Genomic DNA, 18,403 nt, shown 5'->3' on the forward strand with positions numbered 1-18,403 from the left:
AAGGCTCCCTCTGGACCCACAAAGTCTTCGACTTTGCGGGCCCCTGATGGCGGTGAGGGCGGGGGGAGTAGGAATGGATCAAGGAAATCCGCTGATTCCGTCCTCACAAAAGACCAACACCCGGCTCTGCCGGGTGCTGCACTGCACGGCGATCACATGCCATGCCTTTCAAGAGCGCAAGGATTTCACCCCATGCCAGGCCGCGGCGGCCGCAGATGCTGGGTGCCCTGCTTGAGCCAGCCGGCCAGCGCATCGCCCGCCATCGGCTTGGCGACGTAGAAGCCCTGCGCCACGTCGCAGCCGAGCAGCCGGATCAGCTGCCAGTCGGCCGGGTTCTCGACGCCCTCGGCCAGCGTGGTCAGGTGCAGCTTCTTGCCCATCTCGATCGTGCTCTGCAGCATCACGTGCAGGTGCGGCTTCTCGGACGCGCCGTGCACCAGCGAGCGGTCGATCTTCAGCTCGGTGAACGGGATGCGCGACAGCTGCTGCATCGACGAGAAGCCGGTGCCGAAATCGTCGATCGACAGGCCGAAGCCCTTGAGCCGCAGCCGCGCCAGCGTGCCGAGCGACAGCGCCAGGTCGCTCATCACCGCGGTCTCGGTGATCTCCAGCACCAGGTACTTGGGCTCGATGCCGATCCGGTTGGTGACCGCTGCGATGCGGTCGGTCAGGTCCGGCGTCGACAGCGACTTGGCCGACAGGTTGACCGCCACGCTGATGGTCAGCCCGCGCGCATGCCAGTCACGCAACTGCTTGAGCGCCGCCTCGAGCACCCAGTCGGTCAGCTCGTCGATGACGCCGTTCTCCTCGGCCAGCGGGATGAAATGGTAGGGCGACAGGAGGCCGTGCACCGGGTGCTGCCAGCGCACCAGCGCCTCGACGCCGCGCATCACGCCCGAATGGGTGGTGACCTTGGGCTGGTAGTGCAGCACCAGCTCGCGCGCGACGATGGCCTGGCGCAGGTCGGCCGGGGTGAAGGCGTAGTTCGATTCGGTCTGCGCGGTCGCCTGCGCATCGGCGTGGAACTTGTCGATCAGCACGCCGAGGTTGTCGTACGACAGCGGCTTCTGGGCGATGCCGAGCACCGTCAGGCCGTGCTCGAGCGCCATGGTCTCGACCGTCGACAGCAGCGTGGTCTCGCGGCTCGACACCACGATCAGCGCGCTCACCATGTGCTGCTCGGCGATGTGGCGGATCAGCTCGACGCCGTCCATGTCGGGCATCTCGAGGTCGGTGATCAGGATGTCGGGCTTTTCGCTGCAGGCCAGCACTTCCAGCGCATGCCGGCCGTTCTCGGCTTCCAGCGTGCGCTGCACGCCGAGATTGGCGAGCAGGTCCAGCGCGTGCAGGCGCTGCACCGCGCTGTCTTCCACCACCATGATGCTCAGTTCCGGGTTCACAACCATGGGTCTAGCCTCGTTTTACGCCCAGCGACAACAAAGAATAAATAATATACAGATCAACCTGCGCCCGGTCCAAACCGGCCTGCAGCCTCGATCAGGCCGGCGATCGAATCGAGCCCGGCGACCGATTCGGCGGCGCCGAGCCGGATCGCTTCCTTGGGCATGCCGAACACGATGCAGCTGGCCTCGTCCTGCGCCACCGTGCGGCCGCCGGCGTCGCGCAGTTCCTTGAGGCCGCGCGCGCCGTCGTCGCCCATGCCGGTCATGATGATGCCCAGCGCATTCTTTCCGGCGCATTTCGCCACCGAACGGAACAGCACGTCGACCGAGGGCCGGTGCCGGCTCACCAGCGGGCCGTCGACCACCTCGACGTAGTAGTGGGTCGGCGCGCGCTTGACCACCAGGTGCTTGCCGCCCGGCGCGATCAGCGCGCGGCCGCGGGCCAGCCGGTCGTTGTGCTCGGCTTCCTTGACCTCGATCTTGCACAGGCCGTTGAGCCGCTGGGCGAAGGTGGCGGTGAACTTCTCGGGCATGTGCTGGACGATGGCCAGCGCCGGGCACAGGCTGCCCAGCGCCGGCAGCACCTGCTCGAGCGCCTGCACGCCGCCGGTGGAGACGCCGAGCGCGACCACCCGCTCGGTGGTGCCGATCATCGGGTTGACCCCGCTCGGCGCGTCGAGGATGGCATCGGCGGTCAGCTTGGGCGACTGGATCTTCTCGTTGACGTAGGAACTCGGGCCGCTGGGCCGCGCCGGCGGCGGCGGCACGGTGCGCAGCAGCCGCAGCCGGCCGTTGGCGGCGTAGGCGGCGCGGATCGCGCAGACCAGGTCGGACGAGCTGTCCTGCAGGAAGTCGCGCACCCCGATCGAGGGCTTGGTGATGATGCCGAGCGCGCCCGAGGACAGCGCCTCCACGGTGATCGCGGCGCCCTTCTCGGTCAGGCTCGAGCAGATCACCACCGGCGTCGGCCGTTCGCTCATCAGTTTCTTGAGGAAGGTGATGCCGTCCATGCGCGGCATCTCGATGTCGAGCACGATCACGTCGGGCCAGGCCAGCTTCATGCGTTCCTGGGCGTAGATCGGGTCGGCGGCCGTCCCGATCACGCGGATGTCGGACTCGCGGCCGAGCTCTTCGCTCATGACCTGGCGGACCACGGCCGAGTCGTCGACGATCAGCACATTGATGGGCATGAAGTGGTTCCCTCGTACTCGCTTTATTTGTCCGGCTTCGACAGCGCGATGCCGTCCTGCGGACGGAAGCGCACCCAGACGTCGCCGGTCGCCACGTCGAACACGATATGGCGGTGTCCCTGGCCGGCGAGGTGCTCGCGGCTCAGGCGGAAACCATGGCCGGCGAGCCACTGCTTGCCGTATTCGATATTGCGTTCGCCCACCGCGGGCAGCTTGCCCTTGTCGGTGATCAACACCTGGCCGCCGCCGAACATCTTGACCACGTAGTCGGCCGGCAGCGTGCCGGCCGATTGAATATAGCGCATGGCCAGCTGGAAGGCTTCGTCGGCATAGCGGCCGTCCGGCACGGCGTCGCCGCGCGGCGAATTGTGCGGCCGCTGCGGCAGCAGGTAGTGGCACATGCCGCCGATGCGGCGCTTGGGATGCCACCAGGTCACCGCCACGCAGGAGCCCAGCAGGGTGCGGATGCGGGTGTCGGCGTCGCCGAAATAGACTTCGCCGGGCTGCAGGAAGATGTCGATCTGGAAGCTCATGTTCAGCCTGGCTTGCGATAGATGGTCGGCAGCTCCATCTGCAGGTCGACCGGCGCACCGAGCAGCGATTCGGAATGGCCGACCACCAGCCAGCCGCCGGGCTTGAGCGTGGCGGCCACCGATTCGACCACCCGGCGCTTGGTGTCGGCGTCGAAGTAGATGATCACGTTGCGCAGGAACACCAGGTCGAAGCGGCCCAGCTCGGGCGGCAGCGGCCGGATCAGGTTGACGGTGTGGAAGCGCACGTGGCGGCGCAGCTCGCGGGTGATCAGGAAATCGCCCATGTAGTCGCCGGTGCCGCGCAGGCAGTAGCGCTTGAGATAGTGCGGCGGGATGTGGTGGGCGCGCTCCATCGGGTAGAGCCCGCGGCCGGCGGTGGCCAGCACCCGGCTGGAGATGTCGGAACCGTGGATCTCCCACGGGCCGTCGTCGCCGAGCGCGTCGGCCAGCGTCATCGCCAGGCTGTAGCTTTCCTCGCCGCTGGCGCAGGCGGCGCTCCACACCCGGATCGGCTGGCCCTGGCGGCCGGGCAGGAAGCGCTCGCGCAGCGCGTCGAAATGCTTGGGCTCGCGGAAGAAATAAGTCTCGTTGGTGGTGACCAGGTCGATCGCGATCTGCCGTTCCTGCGCCTCGCCGCCGTCGTCGATCAGCGCGAAGTACTCGCCGTAGCCGTTCACGCCGCGGTCGCGCAGGCGCTTGGCCAGCCGGCCCGACAGCATGGCCTTCTTGATCGGGGCGAGATGGATGCCGGTCAGCCGCTCGAGCAGCGCCTGGTAGCGCGCGAAGTCGGCGTCGCTCATCGGTTCAAGCGTGAAGCCGGCCGGCAGGATGAGGGGCGACGCCAGCGTCATCAGTTGTCCTGCTGGCCTTCGCTGCCGGCCAGCTCGGCCATCTCGTCGATCGACAGCGCGTGCTCGAGCGACAGCACGATGACGAAGCGGCCGCCGATCTTGCCCATGCCGCGGATGAACTCGGCCCTGAGGCGCGCGCCGAAGCTCGGCGCCGGCTCGATCTGCTCGTTCGGCAGCTCGAGCACCTCGTCGACCGCGTCGACGATCACGCCGAGGTCGTACCACTGCTCGCCGAACTCGATCTCGACGATGACGATGCAGGTGCGCCGGCCGATCTCGGTGGCCGGCCGGCCGAAGCGCACGGCAAGGTCGATCACCGGCACCACCGCGCCGCGCAGGTTGATCACCCCGCGCACGAAGCGCGGCATCAGCGGCACCTCGGTCAGGCCGCCGTACTCGATGATCTCCTTGATGTGCAGGATCTCGAGCGCATAGGTCTCGCCGCCGAGCCGGAAGGTCAGGTACTGCGGCTGCTCGACCGGCTCGGCCAGGGGCTGCTTGTTGCTACGTCGGGTCGTCAGGGCCTGGTTCATGGCGGTGTCTCGCTCGGGGCCGGCCGCCGCGGCGGCGGGTCGGCATGCAATGGGGCTGGAATCGGCGGCGTGGCTGGCCTCAGAAGCGGACGAACTGGCTCTCGTCGACCTCGCGCGCCGGCTGCGGCCGCGGCGCGGCCAGCGGCGGCAGCTTGGACGGCGGCGGCTTCTGGCCTGCCGCCGGCGGCCGCGGCGGCACCACCATCACGGTGTGCGGCCTGGGCTTGTCGCGGGCGGCGACGGACGGCGGCGCTGCCGGTGCGGGTTCGGCCGGCGCGGCCACGGCGTCGAGGCGGAAGCCGGCCAGCAGTTCCTTCAGCCGGCGCGCATGGCCGTGCAGTTCCTCGGCGCTGGCCGACAGCTCCTCGGCGCTGGCGGCGTTGCTCTGGGTGCTGTGGCTCAGGTGGTCGACCGCCAGGTTGATCTGCTGGATGCCCAGCGTCTGCTCGCGGCCGGCCGCATTGATCTCGCCGACCAGCTCGGCGGTGCGGCGGATCTCGGGCAGCACGCCGTCGAGCAGGCCGCCGGCGCGCGCCGCCAGGCTGTCCGAGGCCTGCGCCAGCGCGCCGATCTCGCGCGCCGCCGCCTGGCTGCGCTCGGCCAGCTTGCGCACTTCCTGCGCCACCACCGCGAAACCCTTGCCGTGCGCGCCGGCGCGCGCCGCCTCGATGGCGGCGTTCAGCGCCAGCATATTGGTCTGGTAGGCGATCTCGTCGATCACGCCGATCTTGCGGGCGATCTCGCGCATCGCGTCGACCGAAGCCGCCACCGCCTGGCCGCCCTCGCTGGCGACGTCGGCCGCACGTGCGGCCAGCCGGTCGGTCTCGGCAGTGTGGTCGGCGCTCTGGGCGATGCCGGCCCCGATCTGCTCGAGCGTCGAGCAGGCTTCCTGAATGCCCGAGGCCTGCTCGCCGGCGGTCTTGGACAGCGATTGCGCCGACGCTTCGAGCTGCGAGGCGATGCGCACGTTGGCGTCGGCCGCCTCGAACAGTTCGCCGATGATGCCCGACAGCTGGCGGTTCATGCGGTCCAGCGCCGCCATCAGGCTGCGCTCGTCGCCGAGCCGGCGCGCGATGCCGCTGCGCAGGTCGCCGGCCGCCACCCGGCTGGCCAGCTGCACCGCGTGCTCGGGCTCGCCGCCGATCAGCCGGGTCAGGTAGCGGGCCACCAGCACGCCGAGCAGCACCGCCAGCGCCAGGCCCAGCAGCACCAGGCCGAACACCGCGTTGCGGGTGTCGCGCAGGAATTCCCCGCTCTGCCGCATATGGCTGCGCGCCACCTCGGCGTTGAGCGTGACCGCGTCGTCGAGCGCCTGTTCGAGCGGATCGAAGGCCTTGTTCACCTCGCCCAGCAACAGGCTCAGCGCCACGTCCTGGCGGCCGTCGCGGGCGTGGCGCACCACCTCGGCGGCCAGGCCCTGGTAGGCCGGCCACTGGCCGTCGATCGTCTCGATCAGCTCGCGCTCGCGCGGCAGGCTGGGCGTGCGGCGGTAGCGGTCGAGCAGCGCGGCGAAGTCGCGCTCGTGCGCCGCCAGCTGGCCCTGGATCAGGTCGCGCCGGGTCGGATCGGGCGCGAAGGCCATGTCGCGCAGCAGGCGCTGGTGGCGCAGCGCGTGGACGTGGGCGGCCGACAGCTCGAAGGCGGCGTCGTTCCAGTCGCGCTGGGTCGCCTGCAGCCGGTGGTCGGCCTGGGTCAGCGCATAGACCGCCATCTGGCCCAGCACCACCAGCAGCGCCGCCATCAGGCCGAAGGCCAGCAGCAGCTTGTTGAACAGCGACAGCCGGGCGAACCAGGCCACCGGCGTCTTCGTCGTCGTATTCGTCATTGTTCTCTTTCCTCCCTCACCGCCAGCCGGCGCGACTGGCGGGCCGTGCCCTGGGCGAGCCGCCGTCGCTCGTCGCGGATGGCGCGCTGGATCAGGTCCGGCACGTCCAGGATCAGCGCCACCGCGCCGCTGCCGAGGATGGTCGAGCCGCCCAGGCCCTTGACGCCGCGGAACAGCTGTCCGAGCGGCTTGATCACCGCCTGCAGCTCGCCCTCGAGCCGGTCGACCACCAGCCCGGCGCGCTGCTCGCCGTATTGCACCACCACCACCGCCGGCCGGCCCGGCGGCGGGCCGTCGATCTCGAACAGCGTGCGCAGCGGCAGATAGGGCAGCACCTCGCCGCGCAGGTTGAGGTAGTGGCTGTCGGCCTGCGCCTGCTCGATCGGCAGGTCGAGGCATTCGAGCACCATGTCGAGCGGGATCACGAAGCTGACGCCGCCGACGCCGACGCGGAAGCCGTCGATGATGGCCAGCGTGAGCGGCATGCGCAGCCGGATCACGGTGCCCTCGCCCTCGCCCGAATCGATCTCGATCTGGCCCTTGAGCGCCTCGATGTTGCGCTTGACCACGTCCATGCCGACGCCGCGGCCGGACAGGCTGGTCACCGTCTCGGCGGTCGAGAAGCCCGGCTCGAACACCAGTTGCAGGATCTGCTGGTCGCTCAGCACCTCGTCGGGCGCGACCAGGCCGCGCTCGATCGCGCGACGCAGGATGCGCTGGCGCTCCATGCCGCCGCCGTCGTCGCCGACTTCGATCACCACGCTGCCCGATTCGTGAAAGGCGTTGAGCCAGACCGTGCCGTAGTCGGGCTTGCCGGCGGCGCGGCGCCGCTCGGTCGGCTCGATGCCGTGGTCCATCGCGTTGCGCACCAGGTGCACCAGCGGATCGGCGATGCGGTCGACCATCGACTTGTCGAGCTCGGTCTCCTCGCCGCTCATCTCCAGCTGGATGTCCTTGCCCAGCTCGCGCGCGGCGTCGCGCACCACGCGCGGGAAGCGGCCGAAGATCTCGCCGACCGGCACCATCCGCAGGCCCAGCGCCTCGTCGCGGATGCGCTCGACCAGCTGGCCCAGCGAGGCGACCGCCTCGATCAGCGCGCCGTTGCCGCTCTGGCTGGCCGACAGCTGGGCCGCCGCACCGGCGATCACCAGCTCGCCGACCAGGTCGATCAGCGCGTCGAGCCGGCCGGCGTCGACGCGCACCACGCGGTGCTCGCGGGTCTTCTGGGCGGCGTGCTCGCGCTGCTTGTCGAGCGCGGCGGCCACCGCCTGCGGCGGCGCCAGCTGTTCCTCGACCAGCAACGTGCCGAGCTGCTGCGGCTCGCCGGCCTCGGCGCGGTCGCGCTGGATGCCGAGCACCTCGTCGAGCTCGCCCGGCGTCAGCGCGCCGCCGCGCACCAGGATCTCGCCGAGCCGCGACGTGCCTTCGGGCATCTCGCGGATCAGCCGGATGTATTCGGCGATATGCGCGTGCGGCGGCAGGATGCGGACCTTGCTGTCGTCGCGGATGAAGTCGAACACGCTCTCGATGGTCAGCTTGTCGACCTGCGGCCCGGCGGCGAACTCGATCTCGAAGCCGAGGTAGCAGCTCTCCGGGTCCATCAGGTCCGGCTCGGGCAGCAGGTCGTACAGCGTGGTCAGGTAGACGATCCGCCCGATGGTGGCCAGGTAGCGGATGAAGGAGATCGGGTCCATGCCGTTGCGCAGCACGTCCGGGCCGAAGCGCAGCGAGATGTGCCAGTGGTCGCTCGACACCAGGTGGTCGCCGCCGGCCTCGATCTCGACCTTGCTCCTGGAATCCACCGCCACCGCCTTGGCCGCGGCCGGCTGCGGGCCGCCGAGGTAGCTGCGCAGGCCGGCCTCGGTCGACGGCGCCGGCTCGGCCGGCCGGCCGCTGCGGACCGCGGCGACCAGCAGTTCGATCCGGTCGCGGCAGTCGAACAGCAGCTCGATCAGCGCCGGCGTGATCGGCACTTCGCCCTCGCGCACGCGGTCGAGCACGCTCTCGCACAGGTGGGTGAAGGCGACCACCTCGCCGAAGTCGAACAGCCCGGCCGAACCCTTGATGGTGTGGGCGGCGCGGAACATCGCGTTGAGATGCTCGGCGCGCGCGCTGCCGCTCGACGCCTCGACCGCCAGCAGGGCGGACTCCATGGCGGCGAGCAATTCCTCGCACTCTTCGTAGAAGGCCTGCCTGGCCGCTTCGAAATTCATCGCGCCCCCTGGCCCGAGATCACCACCGGGTCGCCGAACACCGCCGCCATGTTGTAGAGATCGATCACCGCGAGCACCGCCTTGCTGTGGCCCTGGAAGGCGATCGGTTTGTTCTGCCGCATCGCTTCGCGCTTGAGCAGCAGCAGCAGCTGGATGCCGGCGGTGTCGAGCTCGGCCACGCCGGCGAGGTCGACCTCGACGATCTGGGCCAGGTTGAGCTCGTCGAGCAGGCGCAGCTTGGATTCGCCGGCCTCGTAGATGGTGAGCGGGCCGTCGATGCGCAGGATGCAGCGGCCGTCGAGGTAGACCGCGGAGATGGTCATGGCAGGATCAGCTTGCCGACCGCGCGCAGCATCTGCTCGGGCTGGAACGGTTTGACCACCCAGGCGCGCGCGCCGGCCATCTGGCCCTCGATCTTCTTGTCCTCCTGCGCCTCGGTGGTCAGCATGATGATCGGGGTGAAGCGGTAGTCCGGCAGTTGCTTCACCGCGCGGACGAAGGCGATGCCATCCATGTTCGGCATGTTCACGTCGGAGATGATGAGATGGATGCGGCGGCCGTCGAGGCGGGACAGGCCCTCGACGCCGTCGGCGGCTTCTATCACGTCGTAGCCGGCGTGGGCCAGCGCGATATGGACCACCTGCCGCAGGCTGGCTGAATCATCGACGATCAGGACGGTCTTCTTGCTGTCGGAGGCGGCCATGGCGAAGCGGTGGAAAAGGGTCGCTTCATTGTAGTGCAGGCCGGCCCGCTGCCAAGCGTGGCGCGGTATCCGGGGGAAGAGGACGGGCGCCGGACGGACGGAAACCGGCGGCGAACGGTGGGCGGGCGGGGACCTACTGTGGTGCGGCCGGCGCAGCGGCCGGGGCCTGCTGCTCGGCTTCGCGCCGCAGCCGCTCCTCGCGTTCGCGCCAGCGCTCGACCAGGCTGCGCCGCGCCTCGAGCCGCTGGCGCAGCTGGGCTGCCTCGTCGGCGCTGATGTCGCCGCGCTCGAGCGCCTCGCGGATGCGCGCCTCGCGATGCATGAAGCGCTGCTGCACCTTCTCGGCCGACGGCACGCGGCCGGGCGCCGGCGGGCCCTGCCGCAGCGGCGGCGGGCCGAGCTGCTCCGCCGGTCCGGCCAGGACGGCGGACGCGATGCAGGCTGCGGCGAGGGGGAGCAGGCGACGGAACATGGCGGTCGACGATAAGGACTGAGGCGAGCATACGCCGGCCCGGAAGCCGGGCTGGGCCGCAATTGTAAACGGGCTTGGCCTGGCCGCCGCACGGCAACGGTTTTTTACATCTGCCCTGCAAGCCCTGCCGACGAGCCGCTAGACTGCCAGCCATGAATACGCCCGCCCCAAGAAGATCCTGCTCGTCGACGACGACCCGCGCCTGCGCGAGCTGGTGCAGCGCTATCTGAACGAACAGGGTTTCTCGGTCGACGCCTTCGAGGACGCCAGCCGGCTCGAGACCCGGCTGCAGCGCAACCGGCCGGCGCTGGTGCTGCTGGACCTGATGCTGCCCGGCGAGGACGGCCTGTCGGTCTGCCGCCGGCTGCGCGCGATGGGCGACAACATCCCGATCATCATGCTGACCGCGCGCGGCGACGACATCGACCGCATCATCGGCCTCGAGATGGGCGCCGACGACTACCTGCCCAAGCCGTTCAACCCGCGCGAACTGCTGGCCCGCATCAACGCCGTGCTGCGGCGGCAGAAGGAGCCGTCGGCGCTGGCGGCGCCGCTGACCGAGGGCGAGGTGTTCGAGTTCGGTCCCTACCGGCTGGAGATCGCCAGCCGCCGGCTGAGCCGCGACGGCGAGCCGATCCCGCTGACCAATGCCGAGTTCGCCCTGCTGCGCGTGTTCGCCAGCCACCCGCGCGTGCCGCTGTCGCGCGAGCGGCTGATGGAACTGGCGCGCGGCCGCGAGCACGAGGCCTTCGACCGCAGCATCGACGTGCAGGTGTCGCGCCTCCGCAAGCTGATCGAGGACAAGGTGGCCGAGCCGCGCTATCTGCAGACCGTGTGGGGCTTCGGCTACGTGTTCGTGCCGGACGGCGGGGACAGGTAATGCCGAGGCTTTCTCTGCATCAGTGGCTTGCTCCTTTCGAGTAGTGCAGTGCCCGGCCAGGCCGGGCATTCGAGGGAAGCAAGCACTCGACCGACGGCACTACCCCTGAGTCATTCCGATCCCTCCGCCCTCGCCGCCCCGAGGCCCCGTGCAGTCGCAGACTTCATGGGGTGGACCGGAGGGAGCCTCGCCGACGCTCGTCAGTGAGACGATGAACCGGCTGCCAGGCACATCGCTGCGCTCATGCCCACCATCGATGCCTGCTGCAGATTTGGGACAGGCTGCAGGAGCAGGCTCAGTCGAATCTTCGCGGATATTTGAAACCACCTTCCCGCCCAGCCATCACGCCATGCCCATCCCGCTCCACCGCCTGTTCCCGCGCACCATCTTCTGGCGCCTGGCCGCGCTGACCGCGCTGGCGCTGCTGCTGAGCCTGGCCTTCGTGGTCGGCCTGTTCGGCTATGCGCGCCAGCAGCTGGTCGCCAACCAGGTGGCCGAGCAGGCGGCCGAGCAGCTGGCTGCCATCGAGGACGCGCTCGACGGCCTGACGCCGGCCGAGCAGCTCGACTGGCTGCAGCGCAGCCAGCGCGGCTACGCGCCGCACCTGCGCAGCCGCGGCGCGCCGCCGCCGGCGCCCTACGCGCCGCCGCTCGGGCCGCTCGAGCGTGCCATCGCCGCCGCGCTGCACGACAAGATCCCCGGCAGCGGCGAGGTACGCGAGGCGCCGCCGCCCCGGCGCCAGCTGTGGGTGCGCGTCAGCATGCTGGGCAAGCCCTACTGGCTGGTGATCCCGCTCGGCCGCTACCGCGCCGATCCGACCTGGACGCTGGCGGCCACCGCCACCATCTTCGCGCTGGCCGCGCTGGCGGTGGCGGCGCTGTTCGCCTGGCGCATCAACCGGCCGTTGCGCGAACTGCGGCTGGCGGCCGGCCGGCTCGGCCGCGGCGAGCGGCCCGAGCCGCTGCCCGAGACCGGCCCGCTCGAGGTGAAGGAGCTGTCGGCCAGCTTCAACCGCATGCTGGCCGACCTCGACGCCACCGAGCGCGAGCGCGGCGTGATGCTGGCCGGCATCTCGCACGACCTGCGCACGCCGCTGGCGCGGCTCAAGCTCGGCGTCGAGATGATGGCCGACGACAGCCTGCGCGACGGCATGCGCGAGGATGTCGAGGACATCGAGCGCATCCTCGGCCAGTTCATCGATTTCGCCCGCGGCCTGGGCAACGAGCAAGCGCGCGAGGGCGACCCGGCCGAGCTGGCGCGCGGCGTGGTGGCGCGCTATGCGCGCGGCGGCTGCGCGGTGGAACTGCTGCTCGACGACGAACTGCCGCTGGTGCCGCTGCGGCCGCTGGCGCTGAGCCGGGCGCTGGCCAACCTGATCGACAATGCGCGCCGCTACGGTGCGGCGCCCTACTCGCTCGGCGTGCACGCCGACGCCGGATCGCTGCGCTTCGTGGTCGGCGACCGCGGCCCCGGCATCCCGGCCGACCAGATCGCCACCGCGCTGCAGCCGTTCCAGCGGCTGGACAGCGCGCGCCGCGCCGACGGCGGCAGCGGCCTCGGTCTCGCCATCGTCGAGCGCATCGCGCGCCAGCACGGCGGCACGCTGGCGCTGGACCCGCGCGACGGCGGCGGGCTGCTGGCGACGATCCGGTTGCCGCTGGCGCTAGGCTGAAGCGCCCGTCGAGCGACCGCAATCCTTCTCCCGCGCGCGGGAGAAGGTGGCCCGGAGGGCCGGACGAGGGCCGTTCTTCGTAGAACCAACCCTCACCCCAACCCCTCTCCCGTGCACGGGATAGGGGCTTTCACAGCGCAGAGTGGTGTTTAGGAACTACAAGGGACCACAAGGGATAAGTCCCCAAAGTCCTGGATCGGGTGCGTGAGTACCGGCCGCCCTGGTAGGCCGGAACTCTCCGGCCCATCGGCCATCGATCCGATCGATACAGGCCTAACCCGGCGCGCCGACCCAGTCGACCACCGCCACGTAATCGGCCGGCTTCGCTTCGACCAGGCTGTCGAGATTGGCTTCCTGCAGCGCCTTGCGGCCGGCCGCGCTCTGGTTCAGGCCGAGCAGCGCCTGCTGCAGCTTGCCGCCATCGTCGCCGACCTTGGGGCTGGCGAGGAAGGACCAGTTCGGCAGCGGCCGGCTCTTCAGCGCCACCAGGCCGCCCTTCTTGGCCCATTCGCGCGCGGCCTTGGAATTGGAGGTCAGCACGCCGGCGTCGCTGAGCTGGCTGTCGAGGCCGAAGATGATCGAATCCTGCTGGCTGGTGGTCTGCACGTGCAGGTCGTCGGGCTTGAGGCCGGCATCGCGCAGCATGGCCAGCAGCACGCGCGACAGGTCGCTCTGCAGGTCGGGCATCGCCACCCGCTTGCCGCGCAGATCGCGCACCGAAGCGTAGCGATTGCCCGCCGGGGCGATCACCACCACCTGCTTGCTGCCGGTATTGGCCGCCATCAGCTTGTACTGCGCGTCGCGGATCGCCCAGCCGGCGATATAGGCGGTGCGGGTATAGACCAGTTCGCACTCGCCCTGGCGCAGCGTCTGCAGCAGCGCGCCGTAGCTCAGCACGCGGATCTTGACCGGCCGCTCGAGCGCCCGGCCGAGCTCCTCGCCGAGCGGACGGTACTTGTCCTTGACCTGGCCGATGTCGCCCTGGCCCGAGCTGCCCTCGGACACCGCCAGGCACAGCGGCCCCTTGTCGGCATGCACGGTGCCGACCAGGCCGAGCCCGGCCAGCAGGGCCAATATCAGCTTCCGCTTCCATTCCATTGGAATATTCCCTCGCAAAAAGCCCGCGATTCTGGCGATTCGGCCAAGGATTGGAACTGTGGGAAACCCGCGGCGCGTTATTGCGGTGAGCTATATTGGCCGGATCGAAACCCGGAGAAAGCCCATGCGCATGCTCAAGAAGATCCTGCTCGGCGCCGCCATCGTGGCGGTGTTGCTGGCCGCCGTCGGCCTGGCGCTGCCCAGCCATTTCGAGGTGTACCGCACGACCCGGATCGACGCCCCGCCGGCCAGGGTGTTCGCCCTGGTCGATGCGCCGCGCGAATGGAAGCGCTGGACGGTGTGGAACCGGCGCGACCCGGCGATGAAGATCGCGTACGGAGGCCCCGAGCGCGGCGTGAACGCGAGCTGGAGCTGGCAGAGCGCGACCGAGGGCAACGGCAGCATGACCTTCGTCGCGATCGAGCCGGGCCGCAAGATGAGCTACCGGCTCGAATTCCCCGACTTCGGCATGACCTCGATCGGCGTGGTGCTGGTCGAGCCGGAAGGCAGCGGCAGCAAGGTGACCTGGACCAACGAGGGCGAGCTCGGCATGAATCCGGTCAACCGCTATTTCGGGCTGTTCATGGACCGCATGGTGGGGCCGGATTTCGAGGCCGGGCTGGCCAACCTGAAGGCGCTGGCGGAGCAGCCGGGCTGAGGCTTCGCCGGAGGACTTTCTTGCCGCGGAGGGCACAGAAGTGCGCGGAGCAGGTCGGGCTTGATGCCCGACGGCGATCTTCATTCGCGGCGCTGTCGGGCATCAAGCCCGAGCTACGAAAACCCGCGTCCTCCGCGGTGAAACCCGGCGCTATTCGACGATCCGCACCCGCGTCACGTAGTACTGCGTATCGCCGAAGCAGCTGCTCGGCACGCCGACGTGTTCCTGGTAGTACAGCGTCACGCGCTTGCCCAGGCTGGCGTTGATCGCCTCGGCCACCGCGTCGTCGTGCACGGTGTAGGCGAATTTCTCGGTCAGCGTGCCGGGGATGTTGATCATCGCCAGCTCGCCTTCCCAGGTCTTGCACAGCCAGCCCTTGCGCGACAGCTTCTGCACGTAGCCGGCGCGCTCGCCCTCGGCGTAGCTCCAGCTCAGCACCGCCCAGGTGTAGGCGGCGAACAGCAGCACGATGAACAGCAGCGAGCCGAACAGCCAGCGGCCCCAGCGTAGCTGGGCGAACGGGTTTTGCATGCGGGATCTCACGATGGTCGGGCAACGGCCCGGGCGGGCGCCATCTTAACGGAAGCGCGACCCGCCGAAGCGAGCCGCATCCGCCTCAACCGAGCAGCTTCTTCAGGTAATGGCCGGTATGGCTGGCCGGATTGGCCGCCACGTCCTCGGGCGTGCCGCTGGCGATGATCTGGCCGCCGCCGGCGCCGCCCTCGGGGCCGAGGTCGATCAGCCAGTCGGCGGTCTTGATCACGTCGAGGTTGTGCTCGATCACCACCACCGTGTTGCCGTGCTCGGTCAGCCGCTGCAGCACGGTCAGCAGCAGGTCGATGTCGTGGAAGTGCAGGCCGGTGGTCGGCTCGTCGAGGATGTAGAGCGTGCGGCCGGTATCGCGCTTGGACAGCTCCAGCGCCAGCTTGACGCGCTGCGCCTCGCCGCCCGACAGCGTGGTCGCGCTCTGGCCCAGCCGGATGTAGCTCAGGCCGACGTCCATCAGCGTCTGCAGCTTGCGCGCGATGGTCGGCACCGCGTCGAAGAACTCGCGCGCCTGCTCCACCGTCATCTCCAGCACTTCGGTGATGTTCTTGCCCTTGTACTGGACTTCGAGCGTCTCGCGGTTGTAGCGCTTGCCGTGGCAGACGTCGCAGGGCACGTAGACGTCGGGCAGGAAGTGCATCTCGACCTTGATCACGCCGTCGCCCTGGCAGGCCTCGCAGCGGCCGCCCTTGACGTTGAAGCTGAAGCGGCCCGGCCCGTAGCCGCGCTCGCGCGAGGCCGGCACGCCGGCGTACAGGTCGCGGATCGGGGTGAACAGGCCGGTATAGGTGGCCGGGTTGGAACGCGGCGTGCGGCCGATCGGCGACTGGTCGACGTTGATGACCTTGTCGAACTGGTCGAGCCCGACGATCTCGTCGTGCGCCGCCGGCTCCTCGCTGCTGCCGTTGATGGCGCGCGCGGCGGCGGTGTAGAGCGTGTCGTTGATCAGCGTCGACTTGCCCGAGCCGGACACGCCGGTCACGCACACCAGCATGCCGAGCGGCAACGCCAGGTTGACGCCCTTGAGGTTGTTGCCGCGCGCGCCCTTGAGCGTGAGCCAGCGGTCGGGCTGCGGCTGGCGCCGCTGGGCCGGCACCGCGATGCTGCGCACGCCGCTGAGGAACTGGCCGGTGATCGAATCGGGATTGGCGGCGATCTCGTCGGGCGTGCCGACGCCGAGGATCTCGCCGCCGTGCTCGCCGGCGCCCGGCCCCATGTCGACCAGCACGTCGGCGGCGCGGATCGCGTCCTCGTCGTGCTCGACCACGATCACGCTGTTGCCGAGGTCGCGCAGCCGCATCAGGGTGCCGAGCAGGCGGTCGTTGTCGCGCTGGTGCAGGCCGATGCTCGGCTCGTCGAGCACGTACATCACGCCGGTCAGGCCCGAGCCGATCTGGCTGGCCAGCCGGATGCGCTGCGCCTCGCCGCCCGACAGCGTGTCGGCCGAGCGGTCGAGCGACAGGTAGTCGAGCCCGACGTTGACCAGGAAGCCGAGCCGGTCGCCGATCTCCTTGACGATCTTCTCGGCGATCTGCGCCTTGTTGCCGGCCAGCGTCAGCTCGCTGAAGAAGCGGCTCGAATCACGCAGCGCGAACTGGCTGATCTCGTGGATGTTGCGCTCGCCGATGCGCACGTGGCGCGCCTCGAGCCGCAGGCGGGCGCCGTGGCAGGTCGGGCAGGGCTGGTTGTTCAGGTACTTCGACAGCTCCTCGCGCACCGTCACCGAGTCGGTCTCGCGGTAGCGCCGCTCGAGGTTGGGGATGATGCCCTCGAAGCTGTGCGAGCGTTCGAACTTGGTGCCGCGCTCGTTCAGGTAGGTGAAGCGGATCTCCTCCTTGCCCGAGCCCTGCAGCACCACCTGCTGCACCTTGGCGCCGAGTTCGTCCCACGGCGCGTCGACGCTGAAGCCGTAGTGGTCGGCCAGGCTGGCCAGCATCTGGAAGTAGAACTGGTTGCGCTTGTCCCAGCCCTTGATCGCGCCGGCCGCGAGGCTCAGGTGCGGGAAGGCGACCACCCGCTTGGGATCGAAGAACTGGATCGCGCCGAGGCCGTCGCACTTGGGGCAGGCGCCCATCGGGTTGTTGAACGAGAACAGCCGCGGCTCGAGCTCGGGCAGCGAGTAGCTGCATACCGGGCAGGCGAACTTGGCGGAGAACCAGTGCTCCTTGCCGCCGTCCATCTCGACCGCGATGGCGCGGCCGTCGGCGTGGCGCAGCGCGGTCTCGAACGACTCGGCCAGGCGCTGCTTGAGGTCTTCGCGCACCTTGAGCCGGTCGACCACCACCTCGATGGTGTGCTTCTTGTTCTTGTCGAGCTTCGGTACCGCGTCGAGCTCGTGCACCTCGCCATCGACGCGGACCCGGACGAAGCCCTGGGCGCGCAGCTCGTCGAACAGGTCGAGGTTCTCGCCCTTCTTGCCGATGATCACCGGCGCCAGCACCATCAGCTTGGTTTCTTCGGGCAGCGCCAGCACGTGGTCGACCATCTGGCTGACGGTCTGCGACTCGAGCGGCTGGTTGTGGTCGGGGCAGTACGGCGTGCCGACGCGCGCGTACAGCAGGCGCAGGTAGTCGTGGATCTCGGTGACGGTGCCCACCGTCGAGCGCGGGTTGTGGCTGGTCGCCTTCTGCTCGATCGAGATCGCCGGGCTCAGGCCCTCGATCAGGTCGACGTCGGGCTTCTCCATCAGCTGCAGGAACTGGCGCGCGTAGGCCGACAGCGATTCGACGTAGCGGCGCTGGCCCTCGGCATACAGCGTGTCGAACGCCAGCGAGGACTTGCCCGAGCCCGACAGACCGGTGATCACGATCAGCTGGTGGCGCGGCAGGTCGAGATTGACGTTCTTCAGATTGTGCGTGCGGGCGCCGCGGATGCGGATCAGATTGTTCGGGTCAGCAGGGCGGTAGCTCATGGCCGGCTCGGGATGCGTGAAGGGCAATCGGCGAGTTTACCGGAGTTGGTTGGCCGCAGTGAAACCGGCCTTGCAGACTGCTGACAAGACAGGACAGGAGCACGGCCGGGACGGGTGGCGGCTCCGCGCCGCGGCCATCCCGGCAGGAAATGCGGCGGCCGCCGCGGGGGCCTCCGCGACGGCAGATCGCCCGGCCGGAATTCGGCCGGGCGATCAAGCGGGCCGCGACTGCAGGATCAGGCCCAGCTGAAGGTTCCGGTCCCGCCGAAGGCCCCGACCTGGATGCTCAGGCCGCCGCCGACCAGGACCCCGACGACCGCGCCGTTTTTCCAGAACGCGATTTCGGTGTGTACCGGGTTGGTCTGGAACGCAAAGCTCACCTCGCCGATCAATTCCTCCGGCGACGCCATGTTGCCGGCCAGCCATACCGCTCCGCCGCCCAGCCCCACGCCCCAGACGTCGGCCTTGAAGACCACCTTCTTGCCGTTGTCGAAATTCAGGGTCGGATTCGAATAGATCCAGGAGTGGATGAAAGCCGAGGCGATGGCGAACATGCCCGTGGCATTGAGGAAGGAGCCTAGCTCCTTGGCGGCTTCGGAAACCGTACCGGCGGCCCTGGCCTGGTTGGACAAGGCGGTCAGTTGCTGCTTCTCGGCCAGCGCCTTGCGGGCGGTTTCCTGCGCTTGGACGATCTGTTCCTGCGTGGGTGTGGACATTTGTTCCTCCTGGCTTGCAATCTGGTTGAAGTATCTGAAAAGAACGAGGCGGCGCCTGGAGCGCCGCCGCTTCAAGCTTAGAAACAGGTTCCTGGCCCGATCAACCTGACAGAGTTACATGCCGAATGCCGGCCGGACCGCAGGATCGGCGGCGGCAACGGCATCCACGGCCAGCTTTGCTAAAATCCCGCCTTTCCTC

The 18,403-nt window shown here is 69.4% G+C and carries 17 protein-coding genes; 3 read left to right on the top strand and 14 right to left on the bottom strand.

The window, feature by feature from the left end; genetic code table 11:
• Positions 1 to 185: 185 nt before the first annotated feature.
• The 10 genes from H9L41_RS19580 to H9L41_RS19625 form a co-directional block, all read right to left on the bottom strand.
• Positions 186 to 1,406, bottom strand: a complete 1,221-nt coding sequence (locus H9L41_RS19580) for a GGDEF/EAL domain-containing response regulator (protein WP_028444986.1) — start codon at positions 1,404 to 1,406, stop codon at positions 186 to 188.
• A 53-nt stretch (positions 1,407 to 1,459) separates the two neighbouring features.
• A complete protein-coding gene (locus tag H9L41_RS19585) occupies positions 1,460 to 2,593 on the bottom strand; it encodes a protein-glutamate methylesterase/protein-glutamine glutaminase (RefSeq protein ID WP_034606094.1) in 1,134 nt (377 codons plus the stop codon).
• Between the two features lie 23 nt (positions 2,594 to 2,616).
• The gene (locus H9L41_RS19590) at positions 2,617 to 3,126 is read right to left on the bottom strand and encodes a chemotaxis protein CheD (RefSeq protein ID WP_034606093.1); all 510 of its coding nucleotides are present in this window, start codon (positions 3,124 to 3,126) and stop codon (positions 2,617 to 2,619) included.
• 2 nt (positions 3,127 to 3,128) lie between these two features.
• Entirely contained in the window at positions 3,129 to 3,977 is an 849-nt protein-coding gene (locus tag H9L41_RS19595) for a CheR family methyltransferase (protein WP_051318747.1), read from the bottom strand.
• Complete coding sequence (locus H9L41_RS19600; RefSeq protein ID WP_028444984.1) at positions 3,977 to 4,510, bottom strand: chemotaxis protein CheW; 534 nt, start codon at positions 4,508 to 4,510, stop codon at positions 3,977 to 3,979. Before H9L41_RS19600 ends, H9L41_RS19595 begins: the two co-directional genes overlap by 1 nt.
• A gap of 79 nt (positions 4,511 to 4,589) precedes the next feature.
• Positions 4,590 to 6,335 (bottom strand): methyl-accepting chemotaxis protein, encoded by a 1,746-nt coding sequence (locus H9L41_RS19605; RefSeq protein ID WP_051318746.1) that lies wholly within the window; start codon positions 6,333 to 6,335, stop codon positions 4,590 to 4,592.
• The gene (locus tag H9L41_RS19610) at positions 6,332 to 8,548 is read right to left on the bottom strand and encodes a chemotaxis protein CheA (RefSeq protein WP_028444983.1); all 2,217 of its coding nucleotides are present in this window, start codon (positions 8,546 to 8,548) and stop codon (positions 6,332 to 6,334) included. The genes H9L41_RS19605 and H9L41_RS19610 overlap by 4 nt, the downstream gene beginning before the upstream one ends.
• The gene (locus H9L41_RS19615; RefSeq protein WP_051318745.1) at positions 8,545 to 8,871 is read right to left on the bottom strand and encodes an STAS domain-containing protein; all 327 of its coding nucleotides are present in this window, start codon (positions 8,869 to 8,871) and stop codon (positions 8,545 to 8,547) included. The genes H9L41_RS19610 and H9L41_RS19615 overlap by 4 nt, the downstream gene beginning before the upstream one ends.
• Complete coding sequence (locus H9L41_RS19620) at positions 8,868 to 9,251, bottom strand: response regulator (RefSeq protein ID WP_028444981.1); 384 nt, start codon at positions 9,249 to 9,251, stop codon at positions 8,868 to 8,870. The genes H9L41_RS19615 and H9L41_RS19620 overlap by 4 nt, the downstream gene beginning before the upstream one ends.
• 133 nt (positions 9,252 to 9,384) lie before the next feature.
• A complete protein-coding gene (locus H9L41_RS19625; RefSeq protein ID WP_028444980.1) occupies positions 9,385 to 9,723 on the bottom strand; it encodes a hypothetical protein in 339 nt (112 codons plus the stop codon).
• 214 nt (positions 9,724 to 9,937) lie between these two features.
• Here H9L41_RS19625 and ompR point away from each other — a divergent pair, with 214 nt between their 5' ends.
• Together ompR and H9L41_RS19635 are read left to right on the top strand one after the other, a co-directional pair.
• On the top strand, positions 9,938 to 10,603 hold the full coding sequence (gene ompR, locus H9L41_RS19630; protein ID WP_308419539.1) for an osmolarity response regulator transcription factor OmpR: 666 nt from the start codon (positions 9,938 to 9,940) through the stop codon (positions 10,601 to 10,603).
• Between the two features lie 349 nt (positions 10,604 to 10,952).
• Entirely contained in the window at positions 10,953 to 12,275 is a 1,323-nt protein-coding gene (locus H9L41_RS19635) for an ATP-binding protein (RefSeq protein ID WP_034606091.1), read from the top strand.
• 273 nt (positions 12,276 to 12,548) lie between these two features.
• Here H9L41_RS19635 and H9L41_RS19640 read toward each other — a convergent pair whose 3' ends face one another.
• Entirely contained in the window at positions 12,549 to 13,373 is an 825-nt protein-coding gene (locus H9L41_RS19640) for a phosphate/phosphite/phosphonate ABC transporter substrate-binding protein (RefSeq protein ID WP_028444978.1), read from the bottom strand.
• Between the two features lie 124 nt (positions 13,374 to 13,497).
• Here H9L41_RS19640 and H9L41_RS19645 point away from each other — a divergent pair, with 124 nt between their 5' ends.
• Positions 13,498 to 14,031 (top strand): SRPBCC family protein, encoded by a 534-nt coding sequence (locus H9L41_RS19645; protein WP_028444977.1) that lies wholly within the window; start codon positions 13,498 to 13,500, stop codon positions 14,029 to 14,031.
• 150 nt (positions 14,032 to 14,181) lie between these two features.
• Here the strand turns inward: H9L41_RS19645 and H9L41_RS19650 are convergent, their stop codons facing one another.
• The 3 genes from H9L41_RS19650 to H9L41_RS19660 all read right to left on the bottom strand — a co-directional run bounded on the left by H9L41_RS19650 (position 14,182) and on the right by H9L41_RS19660 (position 18,204).
• Positions 14,182 to 14,562: a hypothetical protein gene (locus H9L41_RS19650; protein ID WP_034606089.1), complete on the bottom strand. Its 381-nt coding sequence runs from the start codon at positions 14,560 to 14,562 to the stop codon at positions 14,182 to 14,184.
• Between the two features lie 85 nt (positions 14,563 to 14,647).
• On the bottom strand, positions 14,648 to 17,488 hold the full coding sequence (gene uvrA, locus H9L41_RS19655; RefSeq protein WP_028444975.1) for an excinuclease ABC subunit UvrA: 2,841 nt from the start codon (positions 17,486 to 17,488) through the stop codon (positions 14,648 to 14,650).
• A gap of 236 nt (positions 17,489 to 17,724) precedes the next feature.
• The gene (locus H9L41_RS19660) at positions 17,725 to 18,204 is read right to left on the bottom strand and encodes a VapA/VapB family virulence-associated protein (RefSeq protein ID WP_028444974.1); all 480 of its coding nucleotides are present in this window, start codon (positions 18,202 to 18,204) and stop codon (positions 17,725 to 17,727) included.
• Between the last annotated feature and the right edge of the window lie 199 nt (positions 18,205 to 18,403).

This window comes from Chitinimonas koreensis (assembly GCF_014353015.1).
Lineage (GTDB): Bacteria > Pseudomonadota > Gammaproteobacteria > Burkholderiales > Chitinimonadaceae > Chitinimonas > Chitinimonas koreensis.

What these genes read in the sequence shown, in the direction of transcription:
- H9L41_RS19615 (WP_051318745.1), bottom strand. Translation starts at nt 8,871, where the DNA reads ATGACCATCTCCGCGGTCTACCTCGACGGCCGCTGCATCCTGCGCATC.
- H9L41_RS19620 (WP_028444981.1), bottom strand. Translation starts at nt 9,251, where the DNA reads ATGGCCGCCTCCGACAGCAAGAAGACCGTCCTGATCGTCGATGATTCA.
- H9L41_RS19600 (WP_028444984.1), bottom strand. Translation starts at nt 4,510, where the DNA reads ATGAACCAGGCCCTGACGACCCGACGTAGCAACAAGCAGCCCCTGGCC.
- H9L41_RS19645 (WP_028444977.1), top strand. Translation starts at nt 13,498, where the DNA reads ATGCGCATGCTCAAGAAGATCCTGCTCGGCGCCGCCATCGTGGCGGTG.
- H9L41_RS19640 (WP_028444978.1), bottom strand. Translation starts at nt 13,373, where the DNA reads ATGGAATGGAAGCGGAAGCTGATATTGGCCCTGCTGGCCGGGCTCGGC.
- H9L41_RS19625 (WP_028444980.1), bottom strand. Translation starts at nt 9,723, where the DNA reads ATGTTCCGTCGCCTGCTCCCCCTCGCCGCAGCCTGCATCGCGTCCGCC.
- H9L41_RS19595 (WP_051318747.1), bottom strand. Translation starts at nt 3,977, where the DNA reads ATGACGCTGGCGTCGCCCCTCATCCTGCCGGCCGGCTTCACGCTTGAA.
- uvrA (WP_028444975.1), bottom strand. Translation starts at nt 17,488, where the DNA reads ATGAGCTACCGCCCTGCTGACCCGAACAATCTGATCCGCATCCGCGGC.
- H9L41_RS19650 (WP_034606089.1), bottom strand. Translation starts at nt 14,562, where the DNA reads ATGCAAAACCCGTTCGCCCAGCTACGCTGGGGCCGCTGGCTGTTCGGC.
- H9L41_RS19605 (WP_051318746.1), bottom strand. Translation starts at nt 6,335, where the DNA reads ATGACGAATACGACGACGAAGACGCCGGTGGCCTGGTTCGCCCGGCTG.
- H9L41_RS19585 (WP_034606094.1), bottom strand. Translation starts at nt 2,593, where the DNA reads ATGCCCATCAATGTGCTGATCGTCGACGACTCGGCCGTGGTCCGCCAG.
- H9L41_RS19580 (WP_028444986.1), bottom strand. Translation starts at nt 1,406, where the DNA reads ATGGTTGTGAACCCGGAACTGAGCATCATGGTGGTGGAAGACAGCGCG.
- H9L41_RS19635 (WP_034606091.1), top strand. Translation starts at nt 10,953, where the DNA reads ATGCCCATCCCGCTCCACCGCCTGTTCCCGCGCACCATCTTCTGGCGC.
- H9L41_RS19610 (WP_028444983.1), bottom strand. Translation starts at nt 8,548, where the DNA reads ATGAATTTCGAAGCGGCCAGGCAGGCCTTCTACGAAGAGTGCGAGGAA.
- H9L41_RS19660 (WP_028444974.1), bottom strand. Translation starts at nt 18,204, where the DNA reads ATGTCCACACCCACGCAGGAACAGATCGTCCAAGCGCAGGAAACCGCC.
- H9L41_RS19590 (WP_034606093.1), bottom strand. Translation starts at nt 3,126, where the DNA reads ATGAGCTTCCAGATCGACATCTTCCTGCAGCCCGGCGAAGTCTATTTC.